This is a genomic window from Pseudocoprococcus catus, from assembly GCF_019734885.1.
Classification (GTDB): domain Bacteria; phylum Bacillota; class Clostridia; order Lachnospirales; family Lachnospiraceae; genus Coprococcus_A; species Coprococcus_A catus.
The window spans coordinates 36,316-46,604 of record NZ_JAAXCM010000055.1 but is presented as its reverse complement, the minus strand read 5'-3'; the positions used below and the strand labels follow the sequence as shown (position 1 = coordinate 46,604).

General features: G+C 44.6%; 12 protein-coding genes and 1 pseudogene. 1 reads left to right on the top strand and 12 read right to left on the bottom strand.

Annotated features, from left to right (window positions below):
• Positions 1 to 648: 648 nt before the first annotated feature.
• From HED67_RS17270 to HED67_RS14960, 4 genes are all read right to left on the bottom strand, one after another.
• Positions 649 to 780 (bottom strand): hypothetical protein, encoded by a 132-nt coding sequence (locus tag HED67_RS17270; protein WP_260702765.1) that lies wholly within the window; start codon positions 778 to 780, stop codon positions 649 to 651.
• 16 nt (positions 781 to 796) lie between these two features.
• Positions 797 to 2,008 (bottom strand): tyrosine-type recombinase/integrase, encoded by a 1,212-nt coding sequence (locus HED67_RS14970; RefSeq protein ID WP_116704864.1) that lies wholly within the window; start codon positions 2,006 to 2,008, stop codon positions 797 to 799.
• A gap of 148 nt (positions 2,009 to 2,156) precedes the next feature.
• Entirely contained in the window at positions 2,157 to 3,374 is a 1,218-nt protein-coding gene (locus HED67_RS14965; protein WP_055224659.1) for a tyrosine-type recombinase/integrase, read from the bottom strand.
• Positions 3,375 to 3,458: 84 nt separating this feature from the next.
• On the bottom strand, positions 3,459 to 3,689 hold the full coding sequence (locus HED67_RS14960) for a helix-turn-helix domain-containing protein (protein ID WP_008728422.1): 231 nt from the start codon (positions 3,687 to 3,689) through the stop codon (positions 3,459 to 3,461).
• Positions 3,690 to 4,384: 695 nt separating this feature from the next.
• Between HED67_RS14960 and HED67_RS14955 the strand changes: the two genes are divergently transcribed.
• A complete protein-coding gene (locus HED67_RS14955) occupies positions 4,385 to 4,759 on the top strand; it encodes a helix-turn-helix domain-containing protein (RefSeq protein ID WP_221718783.1) in 375 nt (124 codons plus the stop codon).
• Between the two features lie 59 nt (positions 4,760 to 4,818).
• Here the strand turns inward: HED67_RS14955 and HED67_RS14950 are convergent, their stop codons facing one another.
• From HED67_RS14950 to HED67_RS14915, 8 genes and pseudogenes are all read right to left on the bottom strand, one after another.
• Positions 4,819 to 5,244, bottom strand: coding sequence for an RNA polymerase sigma factor (locus tag HED67_RS14950; protein WP_221718782.1), 426 nt, complete (start codon positions 5,242 to 5,244; stop codon positions 4,819 to 4,821).
• 444 nt (positions 5,245 to 5,688) lie between these two features.
• Entirely contained in the window at positions 5,689 to 6,591 is a 903-nt protein-coding gene (locus tag HED67_RS14945; protein WP_221718781.1) for a sensor histidine kinase, read from the bottom strand.
• 28 nt (positions 6,592 to 6,619) lie between these two features.
• Positions 6,620 to 7,357, bottom strand: a complete 738-nt coding sequence (locus tag HED67_RS14940; protein ID WP_221718780.1) for an ABC transporter permease — start codon at positions 7,355 to 7,357, stop codon at positions 6,620 to 6,622.
• Positions 7,358 to 7,372: 15 nt separating this feature from the next.
• Entirely contained in the window at positions 7,373 to 8,071 is a 699-nt protein-coding gene (locus HED67_RS14935; RefSeq protein WP_118623779.1) for an ABC transporter permease, read from the bottom strand.
• Positions 8,049 to 8,987, bottom strand: a complete 939-nt coding sequence (locus tag HED67_RS14930) for an ABC transporter ATP-binding protein (protein WP_221718779.1) — start codon at positions 8,985 to 8,987, stop codon at positions 8,049 to 8,051. The genes HED67_RS14935 and HED67_RS14930 overlap by 23 nt, the downstream gene beginning before the upstream one ends.
• A gap of 97 nt (positions 8,988 to 9,084) precedes the next feature.
• Positions 9,085 to 9,768 (bottom strand): response regulator transcription factor, encoded by a 684-nt coding sequence (locus tag HED67_RS14925; RefSeq protein WP_221718778.1) that lies wholly within the window; start codon positions 9,766 to 9,768, stop codon positions 9,085 to 9,087.
• Positions 9,749 to 9,949, bottom strand: coding sequence for a helix-turn-helix domain-containing protein (locus HED67_RS14920; RefSeq protein WP_221718777.1), 201 nt, complete (start codon positions 9,947 to 9,949; stop codon positions 9,749 to 9,751). Before HED67_RS14920 ends, HED67_RS14925 begins: the two co-directional genes overlap by 20 nt.
• A gap of 122 nt (positions 9,950 to 10,071) precedes the next feature.
• A pseudogene (locus HED67_RS14915) lies at positions 10,072 to 10,197 on the bottom strand (TnpV protein); the annotation flags it as partial.
• Between the last annotated feature and the right edge of the window lie 92 nt (positions 10,198 to 10,289).

Genomic DNA, 10,289 nt, shown 5'->3' with positions numbered 1-10,289 from the left:
GAATTTTTCTTCCAGACATAGAAATAACCCCTTTCATTAGACTTACATTTTTGTCTAACAAAAGGGGTTCACTTCAAAAATCATAAAGTGACGGCCCTTTCTAATGCCGGAATCTTTTTCCCTGAAATTCAGTGTGAGATACCCTTCGAGCATCTCACACTGATCAGCGGTCGTCAAATGACTATTCGTGCAAGCACGATAGTCACTTTCCTCCTCGCCATGACAAAAAGCACCCAGTTATTTGTTACTGAGTGCCTGCATTAGAATCGTATTTAATTGTTCAGATTTGGTCAGATTATGCCAAACCCTCCAGCGAAAAATCCGGTGTCTGAGAGTGCCAAATCACCCTCAAAAATATCCCCGAAATTGTTCTCTGGTTATCCTATTTTTTACCCACTAAAAATTGGGTGAAAACGGCTCTCGTTTGGTCAAATGGGGGCAAACTTTTGTCACCCGTTTAGGTATAAGAAAACCCCGGAAAACCTTGATTTTCCGGGAACATTCGCCTTGCTTCCCTCGAAAAACCTTCGGTTTTCCTCGGTCACGGGCTTCGCCCTATGACGTCAAATGAAAAAAAGCTCCGCCTCATGCAAGCATGGGCGAAGCTTTTCATATTTGACGTCGCATGGCTCATGGCCATCGCGTAGATTATCGCTTGCTGAACTGCGGAGCGCGACGAGCTGCTTTGAGACCGTACTGCGCGAGTTTTTGAGCTGTTTTTCCTTGATATTCCGGGCTTTTCCGGCTTTCTGCTTCCCAGTTATCCGGTGTGCGGACCATAAAAAACGGCCTTCTTTCATTCAGCGATAGCCTGATGAAACGCACCATTTACTACCCCAAACAACTCCTCTGGTTTATTATACTTCACTTTTGCATAGATGTCCATAGTTGTTTTGCTGTTTTCGTGTCCGGCAAGGTATTGTACTGTCTTTGGATCAACGCCCGCATAGAGAAGATTGGTGATGTAAGTGTGCCGCAGCTGATGAGGTGTCACATCAAAGTCCAGCGTATATTTGATTTGGGGTTGATTCTTCTGGGTCATACCCAGCGTTGGAGTAACCGTATATTTGATACTCTCCCCATTTACATACTTATAATAGTTCCGGGGCTTAGTGGAGCGGACAACGACATACTGCCACACTCTTTGGAACTGCGAGGCAGCCAGTGGCTCTCCTTTGCTGTCAGCGATCACATAATCTGATATGGAATTTTCTTTCGTTTCTCTCAGACAATCTACCAAACACTTCGGTATCGGAATATCCCTTTTTGCCGCTGGAGTCTTTAGCACCGTAGAAACCACGGGTCTGTTATGCTCTGTACGCCATGCCCGCCTCACTGATAGATAAGGTGTATCCTCGTCCAGAAATACACAATCCCATTGCAGTGCAAGAATTTCTTCCCGACGCAGACCGGAATACAAACCGAGCATAATAAACAAATATGGAGGAAGCCCCTTGACTGTATCCAGAAGCACGGCTACCTGCTGATCTGTCAATGCCTCCTTCTTTTTTGTCGGTTTTCCGCCTTTACCGGATATTCCCGCACAGGGATTGTGTTCAAGAATTTGGTTTCTCTCTGCCGCATAAAAAATGCACTTGAGCAGCATATTGACCTTATTGTATAAGCCTTCCGATTTCTTTGACAATGGAACAAGAGCCAGCCGAATATCGTCAGCAGTCACTTCTTCCATATACATCTCTCCCAAAGGTTTGATGATATAGTTTGTCATATCCCTCGTATAACCTCTGAGTGTAGACGCAGACACCTTTGCCGACTGCATCAGCAGCCACTTCTCTCCATACTCAGCTACTGTCGGGTGCTGCCGGTGAAAGATAATTTCTTCCACCTGCTTCCGGGCCTCTAACTGCTTCTCATACAATTCTTCACAAGTAGCGGCATACAAACTCAACTCTTTGCCATCTGCATCCGTAATCCTGGTTCTGTAATACTGGATTCCTTTCAATGTAATGGTCCCATACTTCGGGATCTGTGTTTTCTTTTTTGCCATCTTTGATCGTCCTTTCTTGATAATGTGTAGTCTCCGTATCTACACTCTCTTTTTATCAGAAAGCCTCGATTTAATCAAAGATACGGCTGATGTAAAACAAAGAGCGAGACATCCTTGCCTCGCTCCTGCTTTACTTCCTATTTTATTATTACTGTGCTGCGTCCCAGCTTGCAAACGCGCAACTCATTGATCTGACCAGCTCATCTGGTCTGTTGTACTTAACCTTTGCATAAATGTCCATGGTAATCTTGCTGCTTTCATGGCCTGCCAGGTATTGAACCGTTTTGGGATCTACCGATGCATGAATGAGATTGGTAATGTAAGTATGCCGCAGCTGATGGGGTGTTACTTCAAAGTCCAGACTGTAAACCACTTTTCCGTTATGAGCAGCCTTTTCTCCCAAGACAGGTGTGACAGTATGCTTTACTCTTTTTCCATCTTCATACCGATAATAGCTCCGCTCCTTGACCGTCCTCGTAACAATATACTGCCAAAGTCGCTTAAACTGCGTGTAGGACAGCGGTTCGCCGTCCCGGTTTGAAACCACATACTCCGAAGTCGATGTTTCCTTTGCTGCTTTCAAACACTCAGCCAAGCAAACAGGAAGAGGGATATTTCTCTCCGCAGCCTTGGTTTTCAATTCGTCTGAGATTACCGGTCTGTTGTGTTCTGTGTGCCATGCCCGCCTTACCGTCAGATATGGAGTATCCGTATCCAGATATACTGAATCCCATTGCAGAGCAAGAATTTCTTCCCGGCGCAGCCCTGCATATAAACCAATCATGACAAAGACATAAGGCGGCAAATCTCGGATAGCATCCAAAAGGCGTGCTGCCTGTTCATCTGTCAAAGCCTGACGATCCTCTTGTGGAACACCGCCACCTTTTGTCGTGAGATAAATCGTCGGGTTATGGTCAATGATCCTGCTTTCCATCGCTGCGCGAAAGATAGATTTGTAAAGGATTACCACAGATTTATAAACCGATGCAGATTTCTTGGAAACCGGAACAAGGGCAAGCTGAATATCATCCAGGCTAACCTCACCCATCCGTTTATCTCCCAATTCCGCTATAATATGCCGCCTGACCTTTGAGGTGTAATCCGTCAAAGTAGTAGCTCGTACATGAACCGACTGCATCAGCAGCCACTTTTCACAATACTCTGCAACTGTGGGCGTTTTCCGATGAAAAGTGGCATTCTCAATCTGTTCCAACGCAAGCGTTTCTTTGTTGTATAGTTCTTCAGGTGTTTTTGCGTAGATAGCTACGAGCTTACCATTCGTGTCTTTGATTCTGGTCCTATAATATAGGACACCTCTTTTCATAACTGTGCCATATTGAGGAAGCATTATTTTCCTATTTGCCAATTCCTCCACCTCCTAAGAATATACTCCAGCGCTGTATCTATGTTTTATCAGACCATTATGATTTCGACAAGGATACGGACCGGCTCACACTCCAGCTCTGCGAGGTTTACGATAAGTTGCGTTCTTTTCTGCTGGCTTTGCCCTGTGGGTGCATTTTGCGATATACTCCTGAAGGCCCGCTGAGGTAAAGTACACACAGCCATTCTGCACATATTGCACATAAGAAATAAGGCCATTGTTACGGGCCGCGTCCAGCGTTGCAATGCTGATACCCAAGATTTCTGCTGCTTCTTTTCGCGTAATAAGTTTTTCCATAAAGCATATTTCCTCCAATCCGTCAAATTTGTCATCGTGTTTGTTCAAAATCACATGAATACGCTGGCAGCCGAAACCACCAGCGCATGGTATCTGATTTTGAACAGAAAGCGGCAAACGCTTCCTATTTATATTTCTCAGCTTTCGTCACATTTGCCACGCCCCCTGACGATGGGAACACAACAGGTCTCCGCTGGCGCGGCTGTCATAACTCCGCAGCGTCGTTCGTAGCGTGCGCCGCAGGGTTCCCCCCAAGTCTTTGGCGGGCCGTGAGGAAGTATCTTTAAGCCCCCGCGCCCTCATCGCGCCGGATGTGCCACCATCCGGGTCACAGGGACGTTGATCGCTCCGAAACAGCTTGTCCATCACCTCCTGGCTGCTCCATCTTCGCGGCGTCCTGCACTCGCTCATGCGCGGGTTATGTACCTGTTCTGCCGTGTATTCAGTTGTCAAAGGTCAGCGAAAGAAAAGCTCCTTCTTGACAGCCATGACAAAAACAGGCGATTTGTCCTGTCTGTACTGCGATTTATTTGAAAAAAATATTTTGCCTTGTCCCTTCATAGAAGCTACGGACAGCGCAAGCTCCTTACAAGCACAATAAAATAGGTACTATCGTACTCAAAAACGCCTTTTATAAGGTTCTTCCTGCAAGGAAATGGGCACGATAAAATATAATTAAGGAGACGATAGTGCCTATGGAACTGATAAAAGAGCTGGGACGAAGGATACAAAAAGCGCGTAAGGAAAAAGGATTGACGCAGCAGGAACTCGCAGATCTGAGCCACGTTTCTCTAAAGCACGTTCAAGGCTGCGAAAGAGGGGTGAAGAATCCTTCTTTTGAGGTTCTGCGCGCTTTTTGCAAAGTCTTGAATTTATCTTTAGATTCCCTGATGAATCTCGATCTGCCTGAAGATGAGCAAGCCGCCAACGATATGCGGCAGCTTTACCTTTCGTGCCCTCCGGCTGCCAGAAAAGTGCTGTTAAACTCGACCCGCGCGTTGACTGATGAGCTAAAAGAGATGGTGCAGACGGCTGGGGTTGACCTAGATGAACATTTAGAGAATAAGTAAGCCGGTGGAGGAATAAAAACCCCCACCGGCTCTCTTTTTGCCGCTATGCGGCGGTCAGGTTATTGGGCCGTATCCAGCAACTGCGCCAGCTTCTTCAGTCCGCACCGGATGCTCTCCCACACGCGGCGGCGGTCAGCACCCTCGATCCGGGCGATCTCGGCCACCGTCATGCCCAGGTAAAACCGGGCGTAGATACGCCGGGCCTGGATGGCGGTCAGCTGCATCAGCGCGGCATACACTTCCTCCCGCAGCAGCTTCTGCTCCAGGACTTCCTCCGGGGTGAGTGACCGGTTGAGGGCATCGTTTTCAATGCCATCCTCCCGGTTCAGAGAGTAGTGAGCCTTGTGCCGGAACTTCCGGCGTTCATAGGCGGCATCGTCCTGCTCCTGGCCCCGGATCGCGGCCACGACTTCCTCGGCCACGTCTACAAAGACATCGGTTTTATACACATCGGGATACAGTTCCCGAAGATTGATCTTCTGCATTATGTACCTCCATTTCGATTCACGGGTTGACGGGTGAACCGAAATGAAGGCGGTGAGCGACACCTTTCGGGGAAATTCCCGAAAAAACGACAAACAAAAGCGCCAGCATCCGAAGAACGGCGGCTGGCGCTGCTAAAAGAGGACTTATGACGCTTATGGACCAGCCACGATAGTGCCTGTTCATAAGCAGATGGGGGCCGATTGACGGTCAGGCTTTTTTTGACAGGTAAATTCCTGCCGAATTATGTCGAAGCGGTCTTTGCTTCACGGCGGCTCCCTCCTAAAGCCGCCGTGTCAGCGTATGGGCGTCACTCCTTTGTCGAGGGCATAAGGAACGGCGGCCTTGATTTTGTCAAAGCCGCCGTAAGTGTGTTTAGGGCATGGCGATTGCCTGCTGAACGACAGCTTTTTTCTTTTGCCGTCGTCCGGCAGATGAATGAAAAATTATTGTATTTCGAGTGTCACAGTCAATACATTGGATTTAATTTCAGCAGAAACATTTCCGCCCAGTTTATCCGTCAGCAACTTTACAACCGCAAGTCCTACTCCTGTACCACCGTTGTGTCTGGATGCGTCCCCTGTATAAAATCGTTCAAAGAGGCGGGCGGGGTTTATTTCGGTTTTGCTATTGATCGGATTTTCAATCGTGAAAATAGCCCTATTTTCTCTTGCCTGCTTTAAGCTCATTTTTATATCGCCGGATGAATAACGTATCGCATTTGTCAGAAGATTTTGTAAAATCCTTTCCACCATGCTGTAATCAGAATTGAGATAGATAGAATGGGACGGCAAATCAATTTCAGGAGATAAATTTTTTGCTTCCAATGCAGGAGCATTCTCTGAGATAAGATTTATCAGCAAATTAGACAGGTTAAAATCTTCTCGCCGGGGTGTTATCTGCTCGGCATCCAAAATAGACAGGTCATAAAAAGTCTGTACCAATTCTTTCATTCTTTCTGCTTTGTGAAAAATGGTTTCTATTCGCTGTGCCTGCCTGTCTGTCAGAGTTTCTTTTCTTAATAGCTGTAAATGTCCGAGTATAACGGTCAATGGTGTCCGCAGGTCATGTGAAATATTTGCAATCGACTCCTTCAGATAGTTCTCGTGGCGTAGCGTACTGGCAATCAACTGCCTTTGATTATCGATATACTGGTTTAGTATTCCTGCCAGTTGTTCCAAATCTTTGTCAATTAAAGAGATGTCCAGCATTTTCTCGGATTTGCCATTTACCAATTCAGCTATCTGTTTTGATAGATTGCGGATTTGCCGTTTCGTTTGTAGATATTTGAATAGCAAGATAAGCAACAGCAAAAATACAATCAGTAGCAGTAGCTCTATTTTAGACACCTCCCTCTTTCCGTTTTCTAATTGAAATCTATTTTAATTCACATTTCCGAAAGCTGCACCATGATAAAATTAACAGCGCAACGACCCAAACAATTCCAATCAAAATCGGGAATGGCTGGAATATTGCTGGGCTGGTAACTGCTTCTCTTATTTGATAAGTCGGCAAAAAAGCTACTGGAAATTTTAGCATCATTCCATAGCCAAGATAAAGACTAAGTACAAAAGTCGTAACAGCGGTAACAGCAATCGCTTTCGCAGAACTACGCAGGGAAAAACATATCCAGATTGCAATAAAAAAGGTGGCGCTGTTCAAAAGCAAGGAATATAAAACTGCCTTCACAGCTTGATAAATAAAGCTCCCTCCGTCAAAAAATCCAAATCTGGAAAATTCTCTTATACACCCGGCAATGGGATAAACAAGAGCCATGACGTTAAATGCAATCAAATATGTAATTACCTTTGAAAAGAAGATTGCTTTTCTGGAATGGCCCGCAGTTATTTCAAGATCGACTGTCCGGCAGGAAAATTCCTGTCCTAAAATCAAAGCTAAAATACTGGACATCAGAATGAGCAGAAAGGTAGAATCATAGACCATCCCATTGAAAATATCTGCGAGGGAAGTAGCAGCCCCGCCGGTTGGCCCCATAACTTCCGGGACATAAGTTTCTGCGGTAAAAAAGCCAATTAGAAAGATGCCGACCACGCCACACCAATACAAGAAATTATGAGATAATTGATATCTTTCCATTTTTAATAGATTACTCATTTCGACACCTCCCTGTCACTTCAAATCAGAACGCCTAAATCCCCAATAAGCGCCAAAATATAAAATGAATATCCACAAAAAATCTGTGAGAACAAACTGCGCCATTGACGGAGTAAATTGTTGTAGTGCAATCAGCCGGAGCTGTCCCATTGGCAACATTCTTGAAATAGAGAGTGCCTGATCTCCATTCATCAAAAAAATCATCAAGAAAAAAAGAACCATCGGGACAGCTAAAGTTTTTCCTATATCGCGAAACAGAAAAGCAAAGAAAAATGGCAACAGGCACATTGCAAATAAAGAAACAACCACAAGCAAAACGGTATAGAGATTGCCGCTAATACTCACGAAATTTTCTTTGAAGCAAAGCCCGCCAATCAATCCATGTACCAGTAATGGTAAAGCTAAAATCGTCATACAGGCTATTTGATAGGCTGCCAGTTTTGCAAGTAATATCTGTCCTCGGTTATGGCCTGCATTGATATAGGATTGCAGTGTTCTTTGTCCAAAGTCATTTCCAACAAACAACGCGGAAAAGACGATTGCCAGAAAATAGAGAATAGGCACATTATATAACGATGCAAAAAATAAACTGGATGTTTCTCCAATACTGTCTAACAACAGCACACTGCTCAAAAAAAGATTAAACGCCACAATCCCCCAAAAGTACCGGCTATGAAACAATTTATAAAACTCAGCATTTAGGAGATTTAACATTTTCTGAACCTCCTATCTTGCTTAAAAAGTAATCTTCCAGTGTATCGCCGGATACAGAAAGCCCTGTAACGAGGATATGCTCATCCGACAAAACAGCCGCTACTTTTTCCAAATCATCAAGATAATCGTACAGGCGAATTGTCCCATCGGGCAGCAACTTGAAATTTTCTGTATGAAGTTTTTCTTCCAATACAAGCAGCGCCTTTTGCGGGTCGGTAGCCTTGATTGCAATATGCCGTTTACAGCGTTCATTCAATTCCTGATCGGAGATTTCTTCAATGATTTTCCCTTTGTCAATTAAAATAAATTCTGTTGCGGTTTGGTATAGTTCCTCTAAAATATGGCTGGACACCAAAATTGTCATGCCATATTCTTTGTTCAAGGATTTCAGCAAATTCCTGACTTCGACAATCCCGGCAGGGTCAAGTCCGTTGATCGGTTCATCGAGAATTAAAAATTCTGGCGTGTTCAAGAGAGCGATTGCAATTCCCAGCCGTTGCCTCATACCCAAAGAAAAATTGCGAACACTCTTTTTGCCAGTGTCCTTTAAGCCAACCATACTCAAAGTCTTTTCAATCACTGCTTTATCGGGGATGCCGCGTTGGATGCGTTGTATCTCCATATTTTGATAAGCTGTCATGGACGGAAAGAGTGCAGGCGTTTCGATCATGCAGCCGATCCGCTTTCTCTGCTCCTGCAAATCTTTTGCAGAACTCTTTCCCCATAAGGCCAAAGTGCCGCTGGTCGGGAATGCCAGACCTGTAACCAATCTCAGGAAAGTAGTTTTACCTGCTCCGTTCTGGCCAATAAAACCGTAGATTTTCCCTTTCTCAATTTGCAAGTCAATATGGTCTAAGGCAACAGTATGCCGATATTCTTTGGTCAAATCGTGTGCCTCTAAAATGATAGGACTCATATCATCAGCCTCCTTTTATGATTGATTGTAAGAGGCGATCATAAAGAATTTCTTAAATCCAAACAGAAAACTCTAAAGAATATCTAAAGCCAGGGGCTTAATCCCTGGCTTTATGCAAACGATATCCAATGCCCCAAACAGTATCTATAAAGTCCTTGTCCGGGCAAACGGCTTTCAATTTGTTTCGGAGATTGCTGATGTGAACATTTAATGTGTTATCCTCACTGATATACTCGGTATTCCAAACACTTTGAAACAAATTTGCTTTTGAGAATATTTTATCCGGGTATTTCATCAGCAACTCCAAAATTGCAAATTCTTTTGCCGTTAAAGTCAATTCGCTGCCCTGCAAAAAGGCGGTATTATCGTTCAAATCCAAAACCAAATCGCCATGACGTAAATGGGTAGGATTATCTTTTTGAAATTGAACTCGACGGAGATTACTTTCAATTCTGGCCAGAACTTCCTCCATATCAAACGGTTTTGTAATATAATCATCTGCACCGAGGCGCAGTAAATCTACTTTGTTTTGCGTTGTTCCTTTGGCAGAAATAACAATGATTGGAACCGTAGAACATTCTCTTACCGCTGTAAGTACGGTATCACCATTTCGATATGGAAGCATAATATCAAGCAAAATCAAGTCGATCTTATTTTCCCGCAGGCAATCCAATACATGAAGCCCGTCATATTGGCAAAAAACTTCATATCCATTTTCCTGCAAAAATTCAACTAATAACTTGCTGATTTCCAAATCATCCTCAACCAACAGAATTTTCATTTTCGTTTTTCACCTGCTTTTTATATCGTCTATCTGCGGGTTTGGCTATTTCCTTGGGGAGCAGCCAAACACCTGCCATTTTCACAGCGCCGGGGATACGCCCCTCAACGCAGTAATAGTTGACTTGACGGGACGAAACGCCCCATTTCTCACTTGCCTCTTTGAGTGTCATGTAGTCCATATTCGCACCTCCGACAACATTTTTCATTATATTTCATTTGCTCGAAGGACGCAAGACAGGAAATATGTCGGAAGTGTAAAAAACAAACAGAGGCCGCGAGTAGCAGCCTCCGCTTGCAAAAACTATTGATAAATCAGCTCTGTAAGAATAACTTCCTCCACCTGCGTTTTCAGCGTGTTCATCAGCCCCACCCAGCGCATAGGGTCACAGGCTTTCAGTTCCTCGGTGACGCCCGCTGCCTCCATCATGCGGAATAGCGAGAACGGTGGTTATTCCGAAATTATTCTGATTCGGGATAATACTGGCAAGCAATGCCTGTGTTAATACACACAGGCCCGCA